Here is a 22,725-nt window from a genome sequence, read left to right on the forward strand (position 1 = left end):
TGTACAAAAATAGTATTCCTCAACCGATGCGTAGAATTATAAGCGATATATTTTGGATTTTCCTCCTGCTTTTGTTGGTTTCCTGCAAAGGCAAGCCCGAAAACGACAACGTGAAACAAGACCAACAGCAAGGTGGTGGTATGAATGGCGGCCAAATGGGTGGCAATCAATAATATTGAAACACAAATGAGCCAAAGACCTTCGATTAAATTCGGAGGTCTTTTTTTTTACAAAGTTGGCTCTTTAAGTGCTGTTGATTAACTTTAGGTTCAACCATTAATCTTAAAAAATATGAAAACACAATTTGAAGTATTAGACAGAAAACAAATGAAGAATATCTTAGGCGGGCTTGCAGATGGATCGGGGTCTGGAACACCAAGCACCGGTAATGCCTGTGCTGATCGTATTTTAAGTATCGAACCGGATTGCTATGCCAAATATCCATTTGATAGCCCATTAAATCCTACTCAGGCAATGTTTTATGCGCAATGTGTATCAGACGGTTATGGGAAGCTTGCGGCAGAAGGATGTCCGCAAGGAAATCCTACTTAGAATTTGTTTTTTCGGAATTGAAAATGATAGCAGAAAAAAATTATGATTATTTTTTTGAACAAAAAAAAATTAAACCGATTCGTTTGGAATCAAATTTTCTTCTATCTTTGAAAAACTGCCCCACTGAAATTACAGACAGGCAGGATTAAAAAAGAGATTCAAAACAACCAAATATAATTTCTGGCCTCTGGTGCAATTGCATTAGAGGCTTTTTAGTTTTGGGTTATTGGATCAGTTGACAGTTTTCAGTTCTCAGTTGATGGTTTTCGGTTAACAATCTAGCAGTGAACGAACAAGTTAATGAACTGATGAACCAATAAGCTACTTCTTCTTCACCCGCTTTAAAATCATCAAACTCAAGGCATTGGTAGGGTAGCCACTGATGTTGTTCTGGAGCATCACTACTGATTGGTCGTACAGCAAAGGCACTACCGACGAATACTGCATCACCATGTTGTCCATTTTGTAGTAAAGCTCGTAGCGTTTTTTAGGGTCGCTTTCATAATAGCTCTGTTCAAACAGCTTGTCGAATTCGTTGTTGAAATAGCCCGTGTAATTGGGACCAAAAGGAACGCGGTTTTTCGAGTAGAAAACAGAAAGGTAATTTTCGGCGTCGGGATAGTCGGCTATCCACGAACCCCTAAAAAAATTGACCTCGTTTTTGGCCATCATGTCGCGCAGACTCGCATTTGGGCTCACATCTACCTTTACCTTAATGCCGATGCTGTTCAACTCGCCTTGTACAAACTCGATCAGGTCTTTGTAAGTGGTTGAAGTGCTGAGGGTAACTTCGGGCATGCCTTTTCCGTTGGGGAAACCCGCTTCGGCCAATAGTTTTGCCGATAGCGCCGGATTGTAGTCGTAGCCCTTTACGCGCGTGCTGTCGAAACCGGGCATGCCTTTGGGCACAAAACCGGCGGTTGCGGGCGTACCAATGCTGTTTCTCAGGTATTTGATCAGCTTTGGACGGTCAATGGCATAGTTAATGGCCTGCCGTACTTTTTGGATGCGTAAGGGTGATTTCCTAACGATGGCCTTGGAGGTATCGACCAAGATGCCGATATATTCGGTACAGAGGTAGGGGCCTTTAATCAGTTGGAACTTGCCTTTGTACTTGCTGGTCATGCGGCCACTCTTGGTCAGGATGTCGTCGCGGTAGCTGCCGTCTACGCTGTTAAAAAAATCGAGATCTTTTTTGATGAAATTCATAAAAGCGCTCTGCTTATCGGTAATGAAAGTCACTTTTACGGCATCAAGGTAAGGCAATTGCTGCGTGCCGTCTTTTTCCCAATAATTTTCGTTCTTAACCAGTACCAAAATCTCGTCTTCCTTCCAGTACCTGAATTTGAACGGGCCCGTGCCTACCGGATGGCTCCTGAAATCCTTGCCATAATGCTCAACCACTTCTTGGGGCACCACCGAGCAGTATTGGGCAGTTAAAAGGTTCATGAATGCCGGAAAAGGCTTGAGCAGGGTAATCTGAAACGTGGTGTCGTTTACCGCTTTGAAGCTGGTCGAATCCTTTACCTTGTCACTAAAAATCCATCCTCCCGACGAAGCCACCTTGGAGTCGATGAGTCTGTTAAAGCTGTAGGCAAAATCTTGGGCCACCACCTTTCGGCCCTTGCCGTTTTTAAACAGGGCATCGTCCTGAAAAAAAACATCGTTGCGAAGGTTGAAGGTGTAAACCAGCCCGTCGTGCGAGGTAGTCCAGCTTTTGGCGATGCAGGGCACGGTGTTCAGTTGCCGGTCTACCTGTACCAGGCCATTAAAAATTTGGTTAATCATCCAGATGGCATTCTGGTTGCGGGCAAAAGCCGGGTCGAGCGAGGTTACATTTTGGTCGAGGTTGATGTTGAACACCTTTTTGTTGTCGTTTTCGGGCTTGCCTTTGCAGGAAACCAACAAAAGCAGGAGGAAAATCCAAAATATATCGCTTATAATTCTACGCATCGGTTGAGGAATACTATTTTTGTACAAATTAATAAATAAATTCAGATGTCTTTTTTAAATGAGTTGATAAATAGTGAAAATGACCCCGTTCTGCGCGAAGAGTTGCAAGAACGCGTGGATATAGTAGCCCATAAAATCAAGTTTATTGAACAGGTGCCTGTAGTTTGTTTAGACCTGGGCAATGATCCGAGCCTGTTGTTGGCCGAAGAAATGAAGGCGGCTGGAGGAATGCTTGAAACCGATGTGCTGGGCGCTGTTTATATCATCTATTACCAGCCCAACAAAACGTTGACAGACCTGATGCGCGAAGTGCCGGCCCTATTGGATAGGGAATGGCAGGCCGTAAAAAACGGGCGTGTTATTTTGCTGAACGACGATGCCGAAAGGCAGCGTACACCCGAAAATGCCATCACTTTAATAGAAGACATGGCCGAAATGATCCATCCTGGGCATTTTATCTTTGGCCACGAAGGTTCGCGCTGGATCAGGTTTTCGGTTTAGCGAGGCGCTGTAAGGTTGCAAGGCCTGGTGCTGTAAATGAGGCGAGCTTGCTGTTGCGAATCGCAGTCAGGCGGTTGTTCTTGTAAACCACAAGTTCTTGGTGATTAGTCTAGGCATTTGGCAATTAATACCCCTAAAATTTAACAAACTTATCCATTTGCTCGTTGGTAAACTTGAGCGTATCGGCTTGATAGAGGTTGCCGGCTTCGTCAAGTTCGTTTTTGATGCTCGAAATGTGCAGGCGCAAAGGCATGACATGGAGGTGCAGGTAGGCGCAAACCCCGTTAAAATGCTCTATGCCCCTGATGTTGCCGTATTTGCCCGATGAAACACCCACCAAACAGGCTTTCTTGTCGTAGAAGCTTTCGGGAAAAGTACAGGCGTCGATAAAGGTTTTGAGTACGCCCGGAAAGCTGCCGTTGTATTCGGGTATGATAAACAGGAATTTGGAAGTATCCGTTACCAGTTGCTGTATTTCTTCAAAAGCCGCACTTCTTTGGCCATAAAGATCCGAACTGATCAGGTCGGCAGGCAGGCGCTGCAGGTTGAGCAACTCGGTTTGCAATTCCTTTTTAGCCAGCTCTTTCTGGTAATATTGGGCCACTTTCAAGGTGTTGCTTGCAGGCCTGTTGGTGCCGGATACGATGGTAATCATGCTGAAATTGTTGATAAGATGTTCAAAACACTTATGGCTAGGCTACTAATATTCTGATTTAGTTTGTATCTTAGCTAATTGTTAAAAAGTGCCTAAATCGATACAAAAATAGCATTTTTTAAAGATTTTTAATTGTGAAATAAAGCCATGTCCAATTTTGGCGATTTTTAGAAAGATAGATGAGTAAAATTATTGCTTTAGCAAACCAAAAAGGAGGCGTAGGTAAAACTACCTCGTCTATTAATTTAGCTGCCAGCTTAGCGGTTTTGGAATTCAAAACGCTATTGGTTGATGCCGATCCGCAGGCCAACTCTACATCGGGTATAGGTTTTGATCCACGAAATATCAAAAACAGCATCTACGAGTGCATCATCAACGATGTAGAGCCTCAAGATGCCATCCTTAAAACAGATACCCCTAACCTCGATTTGTTGCCTGCCCACATCGATTTGGTAGGTGCCGAGATAGAGATGATCAACCTAAGCAGTCGCGAGTACAAAATGAAGGCCGTGCTCGACAAGGTGAAAGACCAATACGATTTTATCATCATCGACTGTTCGCCGTCATTGGGCCTGATTACCATCAACTCATTAACCGCTGCCGATTCGGTTATCGTTCCGGTACAGTGCGAGTATTTTGCGTTGGAGGGACTGGGCAAATTGCTGAACACAATTAAAATCGTTCAAAACCGTTTAAATCCTGCACTGGAGATTGAAGGTATTCTGCTCACCATGTACGACGTGCGTTTGCGCCTGTCTAACCAAGTGGTTGAAGAAGTGAAAACCCACTTCCAGGACCTGGTTTTCGATACCATCATCCAGCGCAATACGCGCTTAAGCGAGGCGCCTAGCTATGGTGTATCGGTAATTATGCACGATGCCAACTGTAAAGGCGCAATTAACTATTTGAACTTGGCCAGGGAAATTGTTCGCAAAAACGGTTTGTTAGCCGACGAAGAACAAAATGTAGATACGGCAACCATATAAATTATATAGATGACATCTTTTCAGCGAAAAACAGGTTTAGGAAAAGGATTAAGTGCGCTCTTAGATGATAATGATTCGGTAAACCAGCCAAAAGCGGTGGCCGAAGCGCCGGCGCCAACCTTGTTGGCCGGTAACATTAGCGAAGTTAATATCAACGACATAGAAACCAACCCTTATCAGCCACGTACGGAGTTTGATCAGGTTGCTTTGAACGAACTTTCGGAATCGATCAAGGTACAAGGATTGATCCAGCCCATCACCGTGAGGAAGCATGGCGATAAATACCAGCTCATTTCTGGAGAACGCAGGCTAAGGGCTTCGAAACTGGCCGGACTGGCACAGATTCCTGCCTATATCCGCGATGCGGATAACCAACAGATGTTGGAAATGGCGTTGATCGAAAATATCCAACGCGAAAACCTGAACGCCATTGAGGTGGCACTCAGTTTTCAGATGATGATTGACGAGTGCAATCTTAAGCCCGAGCAGTTGGGCGACCGTGTAGGCAAAAACCGCACCACGGTAAGCAATTACCTGCGTTTGCTCAAATTGCCTCCGGTAATCCAGGCTTCCATTCGCGATGGCAAAATATCAATGGGCCATGCCCGCGCGCTCATCAATGTAGAAGAGGCCGAAAAACAGCTGTTCATCCATCAGGAAATCCTCGACAAAGGCCTTTCGGTACGCAAGGTAGAAGAATTAGTGCGCAGCATCAACCATGTACAGGTTAAACCCAACAAGGCTAAGCCAAGCGGGGTTTCTTTCGAGTACCAAAAACTGCAAACCGATCTGGCTTCTAAATTTGCAACCAAAGTGAAGCTTAAAGTGAACGAAAATGGCAAAGGCGCCATCGAAATTCCTTTTGTATCGAATGACGACCTGAACCGTATTTTGGAACTTTTAGATTGGTAATGCGGCGCATTTTGCTTTTGATGGTTCTGTTTTTTGCTTTTGTAGCTGCAAAGGCACAAGACCCTATAGCCAAAAAACCGAAAGATACGCTCAAAAGTAGGACCGATACCATAGACACGGAGCCCAAATACATCAATCAAGGTAAAATTGCAGGAAAAAAAGCTTTTCATCGCTCGCTCATCTTTCCGGGATTGGGCCAGATGTACAATTATGGTCTGGTTGTAGACGATATAAGGAGCGGCAGGGTAGAAGGAAGCAAATTTTGGCAAAAAACCTATATCCTGGCTAAATTGGGCGCTATTTATGGTGGCGGTACAATGCTGGTTATTTCTTATATGGACAATAACAAAATGTACCGTAAGTTTCTGGCCGAGCTGCAATACAGGCAGCTGCATAACAACAAGCCCGATCCGAACGGCGGCTTAAGCCAATATCCCAATACCGACGCATTAACCATAGCTAAGAACATTTACAAGCGTAACCGCGAAATCGTACTCATTTCATTAGTGGGCTTGTACGGATTGAGCGCTGTTGATGCCTATGTAACCGCCCGCCTCAAATACTTCAACGTAGACGAAACCCTGTCGTTTAAAGTAGCGCCTTCGTTTATCAGCCCCAATACCATGTACGGGTTCAATTCGCCCGCTCCGGCATTAAAGCTGGTTATTAAGCTATGAAAAACAAAGAGCTGCGGCCCGATGCTTTAAAGTGCAAAACAGTTTCGTTACCTTTAGCCCGTTGGGCATACGACAAGCCGATCGATAAAATAAAATTAGTATAAATGAAAATTGCATTATTGGGTTATGGCAAGATGGGCCAGATTATAGAGCGCTTTGCCATAGAAAGAGGACACGAAGTTGTACTCAAAATAAGCATCGATAACTTAGAAGACCTGAACAAAGCCAACCTGGCCCAAGCCGATGTGGCTATAGATTTTAGTGCGCCAGGTGCCGCGGTCGATAATATCTACAAATGTTTTGAAGCCCAGGTGCCTGTTGTAGTAGGTACTACCGGCTGGTATGGCAACCTGCAGCAACTCAAAAACGACTGTGCGGCCGGCGACCATACCTTGCTGTACGGCTCTAACTTTAGCATTGGCGTTAATATTTTCTTTCACCTCAACAAGGTATTGGCCAAGCTCATGAACAACTATCCGGCTTACGATGTACAGGTAGAAGAAATACACCATACCCAAAAGCTCGATTCGCCAAGCGGTACGGCCATGACCATTGCCGAAGACATTATCGAGGCAATAGACCGCAAATCCGAATGGCTTAACGAAGTGATCGGTACGCCCATTCCAGATGTGGTAAAAAACGAGCAGCTGCTTATCGAATCGCACCGTATCGAAAATATTCCGGGTACGCATACCGTGGTGTACAGCTCGGAGGTTGACGATATCGAGATCAAGCATACTGCGCACAGCAGGGCGGGTTTTGCCTTGGGTGCCGTAATCGCGGCAGAGTGGTTGCAAGACAAGAAAGGCTTTTATAGCATTGCCGATATTTTTAATTTTAAAGCCTAACAAAGATGAATTGGAAGTTTTGGAAAAAAAATAAAGGCACCGAGCCCAAAAAGAAAAAAAGCAAGGCCCGCGAGTGGACCGATGCCATCATTTTTGCGGTAGTGGCGGCCACCATCATCAGGGTGTTCTTTATCGAGGCCTACACCATCCCTTCAGGCTCGATGGAGCGTTCGTTGCTGGTAGGCGATTTTCTTTTCGTGAGCAAGGTCAACTACGGCGCCCGCATTCCGATGACCCCCATTGCCTTCCCTTTTGCGCACCATACCATGCCCCTTACCGGCACCAAAGCCTATTGGGATGGCGTGCAGTGGAAATACAGGAGGTTGCCGGGTTTTCAGGATGTCAAACGCAACGATGTTGTGGTGTTTAACTTCCCCGAAGGCGATACCGTAGCACTCGAAAACCAAAATGCCAGTTATTACGACTTGGTACGCAATTCAAGTTGGAAGGAAGTCAACAGTCAATATACGATTACCAGCAGGCCAGTCGACAAGCGCGAAAACTATATTAAGCGCTGCATTGCCATTGCCGGCGACGTAGTGAGCATGAAAAACGGCATCGCTAATGTAAATGGCAAAGACGAACCCCTAAAAAATACAGGCATGATGCCTTATTTGGTTAAGTTTAAGTCGCCAGAAGTAAACATGCAGGTATTGGAAAAATTAGGGTTCGCAACCAACGAAATTACGCCAACTCCTGCGCCGAATACTTTTAGCGTTAATGCCTCGGCACTCATGATTGACGAGTTGAGGAAGCTCGACTTTGTAGAATCGGCAATGATGGATCCGGCTTTGCCAACAGATACCGAATTGGGAGGCATATTTCCACATGACCCAAACCGAAATTGGAACAGGGATAATTTTGGACCGATTAAGGTTCCGGCCAAAGGCTGGACCGTTCAGTTAGACAGCAATACCATGCCGCTGTACTATAGGGCCATTCGCACCTACGAAGGCAATACGGTTGAAAAATCGGGCAACGACTGGCTAATCAACGGCAAAAAAGCAACATCCTATACTTTTAAGATGAACTATTACTGGATGATGGGCGATAACCGCCACAATTCGGCCGATTCGCGTTATTGGGGTTTTGTGCCCGAAGACCACGTAGTTGGCAAGGCCCTGTTCATCTGGATGAGCTTTGACAGTTCGGGTTCATGGTTCAGCAAAATACGCTGGAGCCGGATTTTTAAAGGCATCAACTAATTAACTATTAAAAATTACAAAGCATCGCGCCCAAGCGGTGCTTTTTTTGTAATAGGGCCGCCGATGTAACAAAATAAAAATGTCTAGCTCTAAAATCTTTAAAAAAGTTTAATTTAACCCTGTTTTTGAATAAAATAATGTAAAACGACATGAATTGGAAATTTTGGAAAAAAAATAATACAGGCGAGCCCAAAAAGAAAAAAAGCAAGGCCCGAGAGTGGACCGATGCCATCATCTTTGCGGTAGTGGCGGCCACTATCATCAGGGTATTCTTTATCGAGGCCTACACCATCCCTTCAGGCTCGATGGAGCGTTCGTTGCTGGTAGGCGATTTCCTTTTCGTGAGCAAGGTCAACTATGGTGCACGCATTCCGATGACCCCCATTGCCTTTCCTTTTGCGCACCATACCATGCCCCTCACCGGTACCAAAGCCTATTGGGACGGTGTGCAGTGGAAATACAGGAGGCTGCCGGGTTTCCAAAACATCAAACGCAACGATATAGTCGTATTCAACCTTCCGGTTGGAGATACGGTAGCCCTCGAAAATCAAGACGTCAGCTATTACACTTTGGTAAGACAATTGGGCTGGAAGGCCGTCAACAATCAATATACCATTATCACCAGGCCGGTAGATAAGCGCGAGAACATTATTAAGCGCTGCATCGGCATTGCCGGCGATACCATTAGCATGAGCAATGGCCTGGTTGTGGTAAATGGCAAGCCTGAGCCTTTGGCCAATGCCGGAAAAATGCCCTACAAAATAGAGTTCAGCACGGCAGAGGTAAACGTAAAGGTATTGACCGATTTGGGCCTCGAAGGCTCGATGATAGGTCCGAATAGCTATGGCGCTTTTGCAACAGCCGAAATGATCGCAAAGGTAAAGCAACTGGATTTTGTAAAATCCTTAACGCTTGATGTGGCCGCGCCAGGTGTTGACGATGGCAACCTGTTTACCTATGATCCTAACCGGAAGTGGAATATTGACAATTTCGGGCCGGTTATCGTGCCTAAAAAAGGATGGACAGTAAAGTTAGACAGCAATACCATGCCGGTTTATTACCGGGCCATCAGAACCTACGAAGGCAATAAGCTGGAAAAGGTAGGCAATGTGTGGATGCTGAACGATAAACCTGCCACCGAATATACTTTTAAAATGAACTATTACTGGATGATGGGCGATAACCGCCATAATTCTATCGATTCGCGCTTTTGGGGCTTCCTGCCTGAAGACCACGTGGTTGGCAAGGCCTTGTTCATTTGGATGAGCTTTGATAGCGAAGGCTCATGGTTCGGCAAAATACGTTGGAATAGATTGTTTAAAGGCATCCACTAGCAGAGACCTTTAATCGAATAGCAAGAAGCCATCCTGATCATCAGGGTGGCTTCTTTTTTTATGGCTAAGTTTTTAAATCTTTATAATTTTTTTAAAAAGATTTGTATTGTTAATTATTTATTTAGTAAGTTTAATGTTACATCCCCAATAAACATGACTGTAACAACAAAAGGACAACAGCTTAGGGCTGATATTATTAAGCAACTTTATTATAGAAAAGCACTTTCCCTGACCGAAATCAGCAAGCGTACCAAGAAAAGCCTGCCCTTGATTACGGCTACCGTAAATATGTTGATCAAAGAGCAATATATCATTGAACAAGGTTTGGCGCCATCAACTGGTGGGCGCCGGGCACAAACGTTTTTGCTCAATCCAAAGAAAGAAAAATATGTGGTTGCAGTGGCCATGGATCAGCTTACAACCAGAATGGTGATTTACAACCTGGCCCAAGAAATCGTAATGCCCGTTAAAAATCTCGACCTTGACATTCAGGATCAGGAGGCGGTAGCTAAGCTTAGCCGGTTTATCAATCGGCAGATTGAGGCCACAGGTTTGGCCAAAAACCATATTTTAGGCGTAGGCATCGGTATGCCCGGCTTTGTCAACATTACCGAAGGCATCAATTATTCGTGCCTTAAGCCTGCAGATGGCTCCAATTTACGCCAATACCTGGCCCAGGCTTTGGGCCTTCCGGTACACATCGACAACGATTCGAGTTTAATTGCCTTGGCCGAACTCAATTTTGGGGTGGCCCGCGACAAAAAAGATGTGCTGGTGGTTAACATTGGCTGGGGTACAGGCTTGGGTATGATTGTAAATGGAAGCCTTTACCGTGGCAGCAGCGGGTATGCAGGCGAATTTAGCCACATTCCATTGTCAAAAACCTCCAACCTGTGTTCTTGTGGCAAAGTAGGTTGCCTTGAAGTAGATACCTCGCTTTTGGTGATGGTAGCCAATGCAGAAAAAGCTTTGGCCGATGGCTCGGTATCAATCATGAGCGAGCTGTTTAAAGACGAACAAAAACACAAAGCCGATCATTTTTTGGATGCGGTTGTGAAGCGAGATCCCCTGGCCATCGCTATTTTATCAGATGCCGCCTTTCAGATCGGCAAGGGCCTGGCTACTTTAATCCATATCATGAACCCCGAAAGCATTGTATTGAGCGGTAGGGGTGCCAAAGCCGGAAAAATGCTGTTGCCGGCCATAGAACAGGCTATCAACGAATTCTGTATTCCGCGTATAGCCGAAAAAACAACGATTGTCTTGTCTAAGCTTATAGAAGATGCCGAATTAATGGCTTCGGCAAGCTTGGTGATAGCCCATAGCCTTTTTAACTAGAGAAACCGATTTTTTAACATTTGACCATCCCTTAATCACGACAACCATGCCAACTTAGAACACACTAACCCAATAAAAACTAAACCAGTAAAACTATGAAAAAAATCTATCTAATGTGTTTAGGCATACTCCTGCTGGGCGGCTTAGCCACGGCAGCTTATGCACAAAAAACCGTTACGGGAACGGTAAAAGATCCAAGTGGCGAAACGCTGCCAGCCGTTAGTATTCAGGTCAAGAATACGCCAAAAACAACCAGTACCAATGCCGACGGAAATTTCTCGATTTCGGTATCAGAAAGTGATATTCTGGTATTCAAGTACATTGGCTACAAGCCCAAGGAAGTAACGGTAGGCACCGCCAACAACTTAACAGTAATGCTGGAATCGGCTACGAGTAACCTCGACGAGGTCGTGGTAACGGCCCTTGGCGTAAAGCGCGAAAAGCGGGCGTTGGGCTATTCAACGCAAAGCGTGGCTGGAAAAGACCTCACCATTGCCCAGGCGCCAACCATTGCCCAGGGTTTAATGGGCAAAGTAGCTGGTTTGCAGATTTCGCAATCGGCCGGAGGAGTTGAAGGCGGTTCGGCAAGGATTGTGGTGAGGGGCAACACCTCTTTAACCGGCGATAACCGTGCCTTGGTTATTGTAGATGGGGTAGCCATCAATAACGATCCGCTGAACAATAACGGCAATAACAATGCCTCGAGAAGCATGGGCTTAACCCAAGATAAAAACCAGGATGTGAGCAGTTACAAAGACTGGGGCACAGGCATGAACTTTATCAATCAGGAAGATATAGAAGATGTAACGGTTTTAAAAGGTCCTGCAGCGGCCGCTTTGTATGGTGCCAGGGGAGCAAATGGCGTCATCTTGATTACCCGTAAAAAAGGCGGCGCCAAAAAAGGGTTGGGTGTTGATTATAGCTTCAGCACGCGAACCACCAACCCTTATCAGTATATGGATTTTCAGAATGAATATGGCGCGGGATTGCGCAGTTCTATGTGGACTGCCAACGAGAGCAAAAGGTTCAAAACCAATGGGGCCGGCCAAAGAATCCAAACTGGCCTATGGTCTGCCGCAAGTGGAACCGACTACGTGGGTGGCGCATTCAATAGTTTGCCATACAATAACGCCATGGATGCCTGGCAATATTTTTCGTTCCCTAGTGCACTTTCTTGGGGACCAAAATTTGATGGCCAGCCCATATTGTGGTACGACGGCGTGCAACGCCCTTACAGTGCCGTTGAAAACGACTGGAAGCAGTTTTTTCCAAACGGATTTGTTCGACAACACAATGTGGCCCTGTCTGGCGGTAGCGATTTAGGCTCCTTGCGCTTTTCTTACACGCGCGATGAGAGCGATGCCAATATATTGAACAGCAATTACAACAGCAATATCTTTAATTTGGGTTCATCGGTTAAGGTAAGCAATAGGTTAAGGGCCGAAGTTACCGGAAGCTATGTAAACTACACGCGATTAAATACCCCTACCATAGGTGGTGGCTATGGGGTGGGCTTGGCTTATGGCGCGCAGCGAGGTTATGATCCGGCGGTAGAGAAACTGAATGACTTTAAGGCCGACGGTTCGCAAAACGATGTAAACAACAGGTCTAATTTTCCTACAAATGCGCCAGCTTATCCTTTTGATGGAGGCTATCTGACCAATTCCTTTTGGAATATCTACAAGAACAACAGTACCTTAAACAGAAACCAGTTTATCGGTGGCGCCAAAGTTATAGCCGACGTTACCGATTGGTTAACCATGATTGGCCAAGGTGGCATCGACAATTCGAACGATGTGATACAAGTCAAAAACTATCCAACCAATGTTCAGGGTACAAAAGGCTCTTACCAAGAAGCACAGGCCAAATTGTTGAGCCGCACCATTACAGGTTTTCTAAAGCTGCATAAGGATAATTTCTTCCTCGACCAATTTAATGCGGCTTTGACGCTGGGAGGCGAGTCGTATTACCGTAACGACTATACAACTTCTGGCAGAACCAGAGGAGATTTTATCAGGCCTTTTATCTTTTCCGCCAACAACGGCAATATAGCTGAAGATTGGAGCGACTACGTGCCTGAAATACGCTACCAAAAGCAGATCAATTCTACCTTTGGTTTCTTAGACCTGTCTTACAAAAACTACTTGTTCTTAAATGTAACCGGACGTAACGACTGGTCGTCTACCTTGGCCTCTAACTATAACTCTTATTTTTATCCGTCGGCAAGTTTGAGCTATGTATTTACCGATGGCATTCCAAAGTTGCAGACGGCATTGCCTTGGCTAAGCTTTGGTAAATTGGGCTTATCGTTTGCCGAAACCGGAAGCGATACCGATCCTTATACCATTTACAACCTGCTCAATACAAGCCAATACAATGGACAGGCTTCGCAAACATTCCCAGATGCCTTAAAATATGAAGGTGTTAAGCCACAGCGTTCGCGCAATTACGAGTTGAATCTGAGCCTTGGTTTCTTAAAGAACAGACTCAACTTGACGATGAGCGCCTATACCATGAAAACCTTTAACCAGATCTTGACCAGTGCCCTGCCAATGTCGTCGGGTTATTCGTCTATTGTAATCAATAGCGGTTCTATCGGCAATAAAGGCTTCGAGTTTACCATCAATGCCACACCAATCGCAAATAAAGACTTTACTTGGAATATTGCTGTAAACGGCGCCACATCCAGGTCTAAAGTGTTGGCATTGGTTGATGGCATCAACGAATTGCAGCTGGGTAACCTGTTTGGCGGTTATGGCATTTCGCAGCGGGTTAAGGTGGGAGATAACTACGGAACCATTTATGGCAAGGACTTCAAATACCTGAACGGCAAAAAAGTTGTGAAAGATGCCGTTGACAACCTCGGTAATAAAATGACCTTTACCGATCCGGTTAGCGGCAAAACCTATACTGCAGGTACGCAATGGGTACTGACCGATTCTGAAGTTCCAATCGGCAATTCGCAGCCTAAATTGACTGGAGGCATCAGCAATACCTTCAGCTATAAAGGCTTTTCGCTCTATACTTTGGTTGATGCCAAGATTGGTGGCGACAGCTTTTTCGGCACCTGGAGTGCAGCCATGGGCAACGGTTTGCTCAAAGAAACCACTAAAGAGCGCGATGGGGGCGGTTTGCCTTTAGTTTATCCTGATGGTAGTGTTGGCAACAACGGTATTGTTTTCGATGGCGTATATGCCGATGGCACACCAAATACTAATGTGGTTAATCCGGCCTGGTACTATTTGGGTACCTATGGCTCTTGGAACCACTTCGGTTTGCCACGTTCGGCTTCTGTTTTTGAAAATACCTGGGTTAAGCTCCGCGAGGTAAGCCTAACGTATACTGTGCCTGCAACTTGGGTCAGAAAAACCAAAGTATTGCAAAACCTTAGTGTTTCATTAATAGGCCGTGATTTGTTTTATATCTACACAACCGCGCCAAAAGGTACAAATCCTGAGGGCGTGGCCGGTATTGGCAATATGCAGGGCATAGAATACTCGTCGTTGCCAAGAGTAAGGTCGTTTGGTTTGTCTGTTAAAACATCATTTTAATCATAATAAGAGATTCGCATGAAAGCAAGAAAAATATATGGCAAATGGGTTGTTTTAGCAATCCTTGCCTTAACCGGATGTACGAAGGATTTTACCGAAATGAATACGCCCTACAACGAAGGCAGCGTTAATTCGGCTTCTATACCAGCCCTATTTAATAACGTGGCTGCCAGCATGATCAAAGACGAAGACCAAACCATGTACGTGGCTTTGTTTTGGCATGCCGCCAACCAGCAGGCTGTACAAAGTAAAACGGCCAATTACCTTAATTACATCAATAGTCCCTGGTCAAACTACTACACCTCGTTGAAAAACTACCAGCAGATGATGGCATTGATCAACAAGAACCCAAATAGTGGAACTTTTGCCAATGTAAAAAACATGGCCGCTATCCTGATGGCGGCCAAAACCCTGCATATGTTGGATTATTATGGTGACATCCCTTATTCTAAAGCAGGTGTGGCTTCGACCGGGGCAGATTTTTATCGTCCTAGTTATGATAAGGAAGCAGATATCTATAGAAGCGTTCTTACAGGCCTGCAGGCGGCAGTAAATGGCCTTTCAACCGATGCCACACAAACCAACATCGGGTCTTCCGATTCTTTCCTGGGCAATGACATAACAGCCTACAGGAAATTTGGAAACGCCATCTTGCTCCGTTATGCCGTACGCTTGTACAATAAAGAGCAGACGCTTGCCAGTGGCATCATTACCGATATCATCAATAACAATAAGCCTCTGCCTAATGCACAGAGCCTGGGAGCCCTTGAAAAAGACAACTTCGGATTTTGGCCAGCAGCGGTAAATGTTGAAGTAGACTATTATTACATATTCCGCGAAGCCTCAGTTTCGGCTTTGCGTATGGGTAGCAATATGTGGAACCAGATGTCGTCAACAATGGCCAATGATGGTTCGGGCATCTTCGATCCGCGCTGCAAAATCTGGTTCATGACCAACAATGCCGATAAATGGGTGCCTGCTCCGCAAAACCTCTCTGTTGTGGATGGGGGAAACCCTTATCCTAATGATCCTGTTAACTCAATCGTTAAGAAACCAGTTGGCAGCGATCCGGGAAATATATTCTCGGCCTTTAACATTTACTTGGCCACCGATAATAAATACCGCCCAACACTGATTATTTCAGAGGCCGATGTACATTTCCTAAAGGCCGAAATCTACCAGCGTGGTATGGGTGTGAGCAAAAACATCGTAACTGCAAAAGCCGAATACGAAGCAGGAGTTAAAGCTTCGGTCGATTTCTGGTACTATTATACCCAAAAATCGCCAAGATGGGCTGGTCGCGTGCCTACACCGCCAACGGCGACAGAAATGACAACGATGTTAAGCAACCCCAAAGTATTGTACAATGGTGCTAATGACAATGATGCCTTAACCAAAATTGCTACGCAGGCTTGGATTGCCACTACCTGGCAGCCGGCAGAAGCTTGGGCCATTGTAAGAAGGACTGGTTTGGTGCCACGAGATGCTACGGCTGCGCCATCGAACATTGTACGTTTGCCTTATCCAGATGATGAGCAGACCAACAACGGTACCAATTGGACAGCAGTGACCGGAGGAGCCGATAAAACAGCACAATCAGCCAAAAAACTGTACTGGATGCCTTAAATAGAATAGCAAGATAAGATGATCTGCATCAAAGCTGTTATGTGATGTAGATTAGCTTATAGTTTATAAGTTGGTGATGAAAGGGAACGCCTAGGGCTTCCCTTTCTTTTTTAATGGAGTTTAGCTATGCCGAGCTTGGCGGCCAATTCGTTCAGGTCGTGAACCACCACATCGATGAGTGGGATGCCTTCCAGTTTTCTTGCTTGTTCAAAAGCGTGTTCGGGCTCGCCGGGGATGATCACCTTTTGGTCTGGGTCAACCGTGGCAGCGCCTTTAAAACGTTCAATCCAGTTGTCGAGGTGGTTTTTAAAATCAGTAATGGGCCTGAATCCATCTACGCGCATGGCACCCAGAAAGTGGCCAATGCCTTCGCCCACCGGATCGGTAGGAGGCTCTAAAAAGGCCACGAAAGGAGGTACCCATGGACCGTAATTGGCGCCAGAAAGTACTGCCGATAAAATATCGACCGTAGCACCCAGGCCGTAGCCCTTGTGGCTGCCATGGGCCTTATCGCTTCCTAAAGGCAATAATGAGCCTCCGTTTTTTAATTCGTTCGGGTTGGTCGATTGTTGCCCGTTGGCGTCTTGCACCCAGCCATCCGGAATAGCCGTATTGGCTCTTTGCGCAATTTCCAGTTTGCCATTGGCTGCTGCTGCGGTAGCCATGTCAACTACCACAGGAGGATGTTGTCCTGCCGGAAAAGCATAACAAATAGGATTGGTGCCCAATAACCGTTCGTTGGCATAAGTTGGGGCTACCAGTGGGCTTGCATTGGTCATGCTCATGCCAATCATATCTTGCTCAACAGCCAATAAAGCATGATAGCCAGCAATACCAAAATGGTTCGAATTTTTAACCGCTACCCAGCCGCTCCCATATTGCTTGGCCTTTTGCATGGCAATTTGCATGGCAAATGGTGCTACCACCAGGCCCAATCCGCCATCACCGTCAACGGTGGCGGTGGTAGGTGTTTCATGTACAACTTTAATATTAGGAGTAGCATTGATCCGCTGTTTTTCCCAAAGGCGCACATAGCCACTTAAACGGGCTACGCCATGCGAATCAATGCCACGCAAATCAGAACGGATCAGTACATCGGTTGCCAGATTGGCGTGCGCATCGGTACAGCCCATCTGTTTAAAAACACTGTAGGTAAAGCTTCGGAGCTGTTCTTCGGTAAAAGTGATAAAGTTCATTCTTGGTGGGCTATGAGACGTGGGTTTTGAGATGTGAGTATTGAGATATGAGTATTGAGACTTGAGCCTTAACCTATACTTTATGGAAGCAGCAAAGTAAAATCGCCACCCAATGGCTGGAAGTTTTCAATGAGCGAAGCAATAAAATCGTCGCCATAATTGACATACATCGGAGCCAGGTTAAGCACGCGTTCTTGCAAGGTGCCATTAGGGAAAAGCCTGTTCTTTACATTTTCTATCTGTTTTAACGAAACATCATGTTTGCGTTTTTCGGCCCTGAACAATTTTTTCTCCAAATTGGCCAACAAGTGGCTGGTTTTTGTTTTAGCCGAATCGGCCGAACTTTCCAGGGTTTTGTCAATTTTGAAGGCATGCAGCTTGATCTGGTCAAAAACGGCCTGTATAGCCCGGGTTTCGTCGGCCAGGTTTAAATTAGCCTCGCTGTTTTCATTGATCCATCTTTTTTGCAGGGTCTCGGTACTTAAAAAGGCATCTTCAAATTTGAAGCCGAGTTTGTGGAGGTTGTCTGCACTGCGCTGATCAATCAGCAAAGCCGAATTGCGCAGCAACAAAACAGGAAAATCGATTTGATAATAATCGAAATTGGCTTTGAGCTGCATCCAATAAGAAACTTCGGCGCCACCGCCAATGTAGGCAATATTGGGCAAAATCACTTCCTGGTAAAGCGGTCGCATGATCACATTCGGACTAAACCTTTCAGGATGTTCGTCTATTTCCTTAACCAATGTGGCCTGTGTAAAGCTGATATCGGTATGGTTAACCGTATACAAGCCATCTTTTTCGATTATCCGTTCCCTCAGGTTGTCTATCAGGTAGAAGAAATTGATTTCACGTCCGTTAACCTGTGTTTTATAGCCGTTTTTAGTCAGTTCTTCGCTGGTTTGTTCGGTCAGTTTTGAACTGTGTTGTCCAAGAATATCCCGCTCAATAATCGGTGCGAATTCTTTTTTGAGCTGGGCATCATCCGCATTGATGATTACCAAGCCATACTGTTCAAATAGGCTGTTGACCAATACACGGGTAGCCTCTGCCAAATTATCATTGTTGAGGTAGGCATTTTCTATCAGTTTGGCCAATTTCTTGCCATTTTTGCTGATGCCCAAATAACCTTTGTATGCCGTGACGGCGGCGACAACGGTCTTGGTACTCAAACGACCGGTAGCACCATTGGTCTGCTGAATCCAGCTGATGTTTTTTTCATCCACGCTAACGTGGTTGATTTCCTCAAAATCGTGGTCTTCGGTAGCCATCCAATACACCGGAACAAAGTTCTTCTCGGGGTTGGCCATTTTTAACTCGATGGCTAAATTAATGGTGGTTACTATTTTGTAGATGAAATACAGGGGGCCGGTAAAGAGGTTGAGCTGATGGCCCGTGGTTACTGTAAACGTATTTTCATTGGCCAGGAGCGCAATATTTTGGCTAACGGCCTGATGGGTTTGAAGGTGCTGGTATTGCTGGGTTAAAACGTCGACCAGTATTTTTCGGTCTCCTTTAAAATTCCTGGCGGCCACGGCTTGTTTCAGCCCTTGCATATCTGGCCTGAAGTTGTAAAAAGGGCGCAGGAATTCTTCGTCGTCTACATAATCTAAAACAAGTTTAGAAAACGAGTGGGTATCTTGGTAGGAGATGTATTTAGCCTTCATCTGGGTTTGAACTTTGACAATATTCGGGCAAGTTGCAAATTAATGCGGTCAAAATGATAGCAGCTATGTTTATTTTACAATTTGTCCATACAGGTCGAAATCTTCGGCACGGTCTATTTTAACCTGAACAAAACTGCCAACGGCGGCATAGCCAGAATGGGCATCGATCAGTACTTCGTTGTCTACCTCGGGCGAGTCGAACTCGGTACGGCCAATAAAGAAATCGCCTTCTTTTCTGTCTACCAATACTTTGTAGGTTTGGCCAATCTTGGTTTGGTTGATATCGAAAGAAATACCTTGCTGCAGTTCCATAATGGCATCTACGCGTTCTTGTTTCACCTCTTCAGGAACATCGTCAACCAAATTGTAGGCATGTGTTTTTTCTTCGTGCGAGTAGGTAAAGCAGCCCAGGCGATCGAAACGGGTTTCTTCTACCCAATTGTACATTTCTTCGAAATCTCTTTCGGTTTCGCCGGGATAGCCACAAATTAAAGTGGTACGCATGGCGATGTTCGGTACCTTGGCCCTGATTTCGTTCACGATATCGATGGTTTTTTGCTTGGTAATTCCCCTGCGCATCGATTTCAGCATGTTGTCTGTAATGTGTTGCAAAGGCATGTCCAGGTATTTGCAGATGTTTTCGCGTTCGTTCATGGCATCCAGAATTTCCATGGGGAAGCCAGAAGGGTAGGCGTATTGCAACCTGATCCACTCAATGCCGTTTACATCAGAAAGGCGGCGCAATAATTCGTCGAGGTTGCGTTTGCCATAAATGTCGAGGCCGTAGTAGGTCAAATCCTGTGCAATCAAAATCAGTTCCTTGGTGCCATTGGCCGCCAATATTTTGGCCTCGTTTACCAATTCGTTCATGTCTCTCGAAACGTGCTTGCCACGCATTAACGGAATGGCACAAAATGAACAGGGACGGTTACAGCCTTCGGCAATCTTAAAATAGGCAAAATGCGATGGAGTAGTGAGCAAACGCTCACCAATCAGCTCGTGCTTGTAATTGGCGCCAAGGGTATGCAGGATATTCTGCAGGTCGTTGGTGCCAAAATAGGCATCTACGTTGGTAATTTCCGATTCGAGTTCGGGCTTGTAGCGCTCAGAAAGACAGCCGGTAACAATTACTTTTCCAACTTTGCCTTCGTCTTTAAGCTGGCTATATTGCAAAATCGTATCAATCGATTCCTGCTTGGCATTGTCGATAAAACCGCAGGTGTTGATTACCACGATATCATCTTTGCCTAAGCGATTGGATTCGTGCTCAACGGCAAGGTTATTGCCACGCAGCTGTCCCATCAATACTTCCGAATCGTAGGTGTTTTTAGAACAGCCTAGGGTAATCACGTTGATTTTAGGTTTGGTAACCGATTTTATAGCCTTTTTTGTAATCATTTTATTTGAAAAGGGAGTTAACGAATTCTTTTTTGTCGAACAACTGCAAGTCGTCCATTTTTTCGCCAACGCCGATATATTTTACTGGAATTTTAAACTGGTCGGAAATACCGATCACTACGCCGCCTTTGGCCGTACCGTCTAATTTGGTAATGGCCAATGCGTTCACGTCGGTGGCTTCGGTAAACTGTTTGCATTGCTCAAATGCGTTTTGCCCGGTAGAGCCATCTAGTACCAGCAAGATTTCGTGTGGAGCATGAGGCACTACTTTTTGCATCACGTTCTTGATTTTGCCCAGCTCGTTCATCAAGCCGATTTTGTTGTGCAAACGGCCGGCCGTATCGATAATCACTACATCTTCCTGATTGGCAACCGCCGATTGCAGGGTATCGAAGGCAACGGAAGCAGGATCAGAACCCATCGCCTGTGCCACTACGCGTACGCCTACGCGCTCGCCCCAAAGTTTGATCTGGTCTACAGCCGCGGCGCGGAAAGTATCGGCCGCGCCCAATACCACTTTCAGATTTTCATTTTTTAGTTTGTGCGCCAGTTTGCCGATGGTTGTGGTTTTGCCCACGCCATTTACGCCTACCACCATAATAACGTAAGGCTTGTGGTTGCCGTATTCGAAATTACGGAAATCATTGCTGTTGTTTTCGGCCAGCATGAGCTGGATTTCGTCGCGCAGCAGGTGGTTAAACTCGGCGGTCGATAAATATTTGTCTCTGGCTACCCTGGCCTCAATGCGCTCGATGATTTTTAGGGTAGTGGCTACCCCAACGTCAGAAGTAATCAAAACGCCTTCCAGGTTATCGAGCACGTCGTCGTCTACCGTCGATTTGCCGGCAACCGCCTTGGTGATTTTGCTCAAAAAACCTTCTTTGGTTTTTTCCAGGCCTTTGTCTAAAGCTTCCTGAGCTTCTGGCGCGGTTTCTTTTTTCTTGAAAAAATCAAATAGACCCATAAAATGTTGTTAAAATAAAAAAAGCCCTTCCGTTTAATACGGAACGGCCTTTCATGCTATTCGTGGATAAGACTACTTGCTGTTGTTAGCAAGCGCATCTTTTACGTGATCGTTGTGTACAATGATTTCTTTGAAAGAATAAGCACCAGTTTTTGGTGATCTTGTCATTGTAATTACTTTCGAATACTCTTTTCCGGTACCTGTTTTAAGGGTTGCAACTACTTTCTTTGCCATGTCTTATTAAGTTTAATGATTGAGTGAAAGATCAAGTGAATGAGGATTTAAAGCCTTAAACCTTTTGCTTCCGGCCTTCAACCTTATTTAATTTCTTTGTGTACGGTTACTTTTTTCAATACAGGGTTGAATTTTTTCAATTCTAAACGCTCGGTAGTGTTTTTACGGTTCTTGGTAGAAATATATCTAGACATACCTGGCATACCACTAGTTTTATGCTCAGTGCACTCTAAAATAACCTGTACTCTATTGCCTTTTTTTGCCATTTTATTTTTTGTTAATGCCGATACAGATCAGCAAGTGTTTTTTACAAATATCCTTTTTTCACGAAGCGGTTGATGGCTTCTGAAATACCAATTTTATTGATGGTTTTGATAGCCGAAGTAGACACTTTTAGTGTTATCCAACGATCTTCTTCAGGGATATAAAATTTCTGAAGCTGTAGGTTCGGGTAAAACTTGCGTTTCGTTTTAACGTTCGAGTGAGAAACATTATGTCCCGACATCGCCATTTTTCCGGTTAAATCACAAACTCTTGACATGACTTTATTATTATTTGATTGTTCGCTACTTCTTAATTTTTAAGAGTTTGCAAATATCAGAATTTTTTTTGTAAACGTCAAGCGAATGCTAATTATTTTTTTTGAGCATAATGGCCATGTTCCAATAACCAGCCTCCTGAAGCTCAAATTCGATGGTTTCCTTGCCGCTGGTTAACTTTAAATGCAAAGGAAATTGAAGCTCTGTTAACGTAAATCTGTTTCTGAGCGTATTTTCCTTCTCCACTTTGATGTTTTCGTATTTGCCTTTAACGATTTCGATCTTGTCGAAAACCGGAATGGCTTCAGGTTCGCCATATTGGGTTTTACTTTGCTGTATGGCGCCGTTAATGTTGTTGGTAGGCGCACCCGGATTAGGATAGCCGAAACGGATAACCAATACGTTCTCTTTCTTTTTGTTGACGCTGAAATTCACCTCGTCTATGTTTGCCGATTTGTTAAAAAGGATATAATTCTTGCCTTTTTTCAAGGTGTCGGTTTGCAGGTTGCTGTTCTTGATAATGCTGGCATTAGCCGTGGCTATTCCAATAAAAAGGAATAGCAAAAGGAAAAGTTTTTGTTTCATGGTG

At 45.0% G+C, this 22,725-nt stretch carries 21 protein-coding genes; 11 read left to right on the plus strand and 10 right to left on the minus strand.

Translation table 11 applies throughout. The annotated features are described in order from the left end of the window. The first annotated feature begins 291 nt into the window (after positions 1–291). Positions 292–552: a hypothetical protein gene (locus tag JHD69_RS10960; RefSeq protein ID WP_199140230.1), complete on the plus strand. Its 261-nt coding sequence runs from the start codon at positions 292–294 to the stop codon at positions 550–552. Positions 553–873: 321 nt separating this feature from the next. Here the strand turns inward: JHD69_RS10960 and JHD69_RS10965 are convergent, their stop codons facing one another. Continuing rightward, complete coding sequence (locus JHD69_RS10965) at positions 874–2,505, minus strand: ABC transporter substrate-binding protein (RefSeq protein WP_199140232.1); 1,632 nt, start codon at positions 2,503–2,505, stop codon at positions 874–876. A gap of 45 nt (positions 2,506–2,550) precedes the next feature. Between JHD69_RS10965 and JHD69_RS10970 the strand changes: the two genes are divergently transcribed. Further along, on the plus strand, positions 2,551–3,006 hold the full coding sequence (locus JHD69_RS10970; protein WP_199140234.1) for an ABC transporter substrate-binding protein: 456 nt from the start codon (positions 2,551–2,553) through the stop codon (positions 3,004–3,006). A 133-nt stretch (positions 3,007–3,139) separates the two neighbouring features. Here the strand turns inward: JHD69_RS10970 and JHD69_RS10975 are convergent, their stop codons facing one another. After that, the gene (locus JHD69_RS10975; RefSeq protein ID WP_199140236.1) at positions 3,140–3,661 is read right to left on the minus strand and encodes an NADPH-dependent FMN reductase; all 522 of its coding nucleotides are present in this window, start codon (positions 3,659–3,661) and stop codon (positions 3,140–3,142) included. A gap of 179 nt (positions 3,662–3,840) precedes the next feature. Here JHD69_RS10975 and JHD69_RS10980 point away from each other — a divergent pair, with 179 nt between their 5' ends. The 9 genes from JHD69_RS10980 (at position 3,841) to JHD69_RS11020 (ending at position 16,138) form a co-directional block, all read left to right on the plus strand. After that, the gene (locus JHD69_RS10980) at positions 3,841–4,647 is read left to right on the plus strand and encodes a ParA family protein (protein WP_199140238.1); all 807 of its coding nucleotides are present in this window, start codon (positions 3,841–3,843) and stop codon (positions 4,645–4,647) included. Between the two features lie 9 nt (positions 4,648–4,656). Next, positions 4,657–5,559: a ParB/RepB/Spo0J family partition protein gene (locus JHD69_RS10985; protein WP_199140240.1), complete on the plus strand. Its 903-nt coding sequence runs from the start codon at positions 4,657–4,659 to the stop codon at positions 5,557–5,559. A gap of 20 nt (positions 5,560–5,579) precedes the next feature. Further along, complete coding sequence (locus JHD69_RS10990) at positions 5,580–6,236, plus strand: DUF5683 domain-containing protein (RefSeq protein WP_199140242.1); 657 nt, start codon at positions 5,580–5,582, stop codon at positions 6,234–6,236. 104 nt (positions 6,237–6,340) lie between these two features. Beyond that, positions 6,341–7,084: a 4-hydroxy-tetrahydrodipicolinate reductase gene (gene dapB, locus JHD69_RS10995; protein ID WP_199140244.1), complete on the plus strand. Its 744-nt coding sequence runs from the start codon at positions 6,341–6,343 to the stop codon at positions 7,082–7,084. A gap of 5 nt (positions 7,085–7,089) precedes the next feature. Continuing rightward, positions 7,090–8,289 carry a signal peptidase I gene (gene lepB / locus JHD69_RS11000; RefSeq protein ID WP_199140246.1) on the plus strand — a complete coding sequence of 400 codons (1,200 nt, stop codon included), beginning with the start codon at positions 7,090–7,092 and terminating at the stop codon, positions 8,287–8,289. 149 nt (positions 8,290–8,438) lie between these two features. Continuing rightward, positions 8,439–9,623, plus strand: coding sequence for a signal peptidase I (gene lepB, locus JHD69_RS11005; protein WP_199140248.1), 1,185 nt, complete (start codon positions 8,439–8,441; stop codon positions 9,621–9,623). Between the two features lie 153 nt (positions 9,624–9,776). Beyond that, positions 9,777–10,961, plus strand: a complete 1,185-nt coding sequence (locus JHD69_RS11010; protein ID WP_199140250.1) for an ROK family protein — start codon at positions 9,777–9,779, stop codon at positions 10,959–10,961. 95 nt (positions 10,962–11,056) lie between these two features. After that, positions 11,057–14,512, plus strand: coding sequence for a SusC/RagA family TonB-linked outer membrane protein (locus JHD69_RS11015; RefSeq protein WP_199140252.1), 3,456 nt, complete (start codon positions 11,057–11,059; stop codon positions 14,510–14,512). A gap of 18 nt (positions 14,513–14,530) precedes the next feature. Further along, positions 14,531–16,138, plus strand: coding sequence for a SusD/RagB family nutrient-binding outer membrane lipoprotein (locus tag JHD69_RS11020; protein WP_199140254.1), 1,608 nt, complete (start codon positions 14,531–14,533; stop codon positions 16,136–16,138). A 110-nt stretch (positions 16,139–16,248) separates the two neighbouring features. On the opposite strand, the gene JHD69_RS11025 is transcribed toward JHD69_RS11020, so the two are convergent. The 8 genes from JHD69_RS11025 to JHD69_RS11060 form a co-directional block, all read right to left on the minus strand. Continuing rightward, positions 16,249–17,334, minus strand: a complete 1,086-nt coding sequence (locus JHD69_RS11025) for an Ldh family oxidoreductase (protein WP_199140256.1) — start codon at positions 17,332–17,334, stop codon at positions 16,249–16,251. Between the two features lie 80 nt (positions 17,335–17,414). After that, on the minus strand, positions 17,415–19,001 hold the full coding sequence (gene bshC / locus JHD69_RS11030) for a bacillithiol biosynthesis cysteine-adding enzyme BshC (protein WP_199140258.1): 1,587 nt from the start codon (positions 18,999–19,001) through the stop codon (positions 17,415–17,417). Positions 19,002–19,070: 69 nt separating this feature from the next. Beyond that, positions 19,071–20,399 carry a 30S ribosomal protein S12 methylthiotransferase RimO gene (gene rimO / locus JHD69_RS11035; protein WP_199140260.1) on the minus strand — a complete coding sequence of 443 codons (1,329 nt, stop codon included), beginning with the start codon at positions 20,397–20,399 and terminating at the stop codon, positions 19,071–19,073. Position 20,400: 1 nt separating this feature from the next. Then, a complete protein-coding gene (gene ftsY / locus JHD69_RS11040; protein WP_199140262.1) occupies positions 20,401–21,363 on the minus strand; it encodes a signal recognition particle-docking protein FtsY in 963 nt (320 codons plus the stop codon). A 72-nt stretch (positions 21,364–21,435) separates the two neighbouring features. Continuing rightward, entirely contained in the window at positions 21,436–21,597 is a 162-nt protein-coding gene (locus JHD69_RS11045; RefSeq protein WP_199140264.1) for a DUF4295 domain-containing protein, read from the minus strand. An 83-nt stretch (positions 21,598–21,680) separates the two neighbouring features. Continuing rightward, the gene (gene rpmG, locus JHD69_RS11050; RefSeq protein WP_008242799.1) at positions 21,681–21,863 is read right to left on the minus strand and encodes a 50S ribosomal protein L33; all 183 of its coding nucleotides are present in this window, start codon (positions 21,861–21,863) and stop codon (positions 21,681–21,683) included. A 41-nt stretch (positions 21,864–21,904) separates the two neighbouring features. Continuing rightward, positions 21,905–22,138 (minus strand): 50S ribosomal protein L28, encoded by a 234-nt coding sequence (gene rpmB / locus JHD69_RS11055; protein ID WP_199140266.1) that lies wholly within the window; start codon positions 22,136–22,138, stop codon positions 21,905–21,907. Positions 22,139–22,226: 88 nt separating this feature from the next. Then, positions 22,227–22,721: a hypothetical protein gene (locus tag JHD69_RS11060; RefSeq protein ID WP_199140268.1), complete on the minus strand. Its 495-nt coding sequence runs from the start codon at positions 22,719–22,721 to the stop codon at positions 22,227–22,229. Positions 22,722–22,725 lie beyond the last annotated feature (4 nt).

Source organism: Pedobacter sp. ASV12, assembly GCF_016429155.1.
Lineage (GTDB): Bacteria > Bacteroidota > Bacteroidia > Sphingobacteriales > Sphingobacteriaceae > Pedobacter.

Coding starts and splice junctions, on each gene's coding strand:
- JHD69_RS10960 (WP_199140230.1), top strand. CDS start 292: ATGAAAACACAATTTGAAGTATTAGACAGAAAACAAATGAAGAATATC.
- JHD69_RS10965 (WP_199140232.1), bottom strand. CDS start 2,505: ATGCGTAGAATTATAAGCGATATATTTTGGATTTTCCTCCTGCTTTTG.
- JHD69_RS10970 (WP_199140234.1), top strand. CDS start 2,551: ATGTCTTTTTTAAATGAGTTGATAAATAGTGAAAATGACCCCGTTCTG.
- JHD69_RS10975 (WP_199140236.1), bottom strand. CDS start 3,661: ATGATTACCATCGTATCCGGCACCAACAGGCCTGCAAGCAACACCTTG.
- JHD69_RS10980 (WP_199140238.1), top strand. CDS start 3,841: ATGAGTAAAATTATTGCTTTAGCAAACCAAAAAGGAGGCGTAGGTAAA.
- JHD69_RS10985 (WP_199140240.1), top strand. CDS start 4,657: ATGACATCTTTTCAGCGAAAAACAGGTTTAGGAAAAGGATTAAGTGCG.
- JHD69_RS10990 (WP_199140242.1), top strand. CDS start 5,580: ATGGTTCTGTTTTTTGCTTTTGTAGCTGCAAAGGCACAAGACCCTATA.
- dapB (WP_199140244.1), top strand. CDS start 6,341: ATGAAAATTGCATTATTGGGTTATGGCAAGATGGGCCAGATTATAGAG.
- lepB (WP_199140246.1), top strand. CDS start 7,090: ATGAATTGGAAGTTTTGGAAAAAAAATAAAGGCACCGAGCCCAAAAAG.
- lepB (WP_199140248.1), top strand. CDS start 8,439: ATGAATTGGAAATTTTGGAAAAAAAATAATACAGGCGAGCCCAAAAAG.
- JHD69_RS11010 (WP_199140250.1), top strand. CDS start 9,777: ATGACTGTAACAACAAAAGGACAACAGCTTAGGGCTGATATTATTAAG.
- JHD69_RS11015 (WP_199140252.1), top strand. CDS start 11,057: ATGAAAAAAATCTATCTAATGTGTTTAGGCATACTCCTGCTGGGCGGC.
- JHD69_RS11020 (WP_199140254.1), top strand. CDS start 14,531: ATGAAAGCAAGAAAAATATATGGCAAATGGGTTGTTTTAGCAATCCTT.
- JHD69_RS11025 (WP_199140256.1), bottom strand. CDS start 17,334: ATGAACTTTATCACTTTTACCGAAGAACAGCTCCGAAGCTTTACCTAC.
- bshC (WP_199140258.1), bottom strand. CDS start 19,001: ATGAAGGCTAAATACATCTCCTACCAAGATACCCACTCGTTTTCTAAA.
- rimO (WP_199140260.1), bottom strand. CDS start 20,399: ATGATTACAAAAAAGGCTATAAAATCGGTTACCAAACCTAAAATCAAC.
- ftsY (WP_199140262.1), bottom strand. CDS start 21,363: ATGGGTCTATTTGATTTTTTCAAGAAAAAAGAAACCGCGCCAGAAGCT.
- JHD69_RS11045 (WP_199140264.1), bottom strand. CDS start 21,597: ATGGCAAAGAAAGTAGTTGCAACCCTTAAAACAGGTACCGGAAAAGAG.
- rpmG (WP_008242799.1), bottom strand. CDS start 21,863: ATGGCAAAAAAAGGCAATAGAGTACAGGTTATTTTAGAGTGCACTGAG.
- rpmB (WP_199140266.1), bottom strand. CDS start 22,138: ATGTCAAGAGTTTGTGATTTAACCGGAAAAATGGCGATGTCGGGACAT.
- JHD69_RS11060 (WP_199140268.1), bottom strand. CDS start 22,721: ATGAAACAAAAACTTTTCCTTTTGCTATTCCTTTTTATTGGAATAGCC.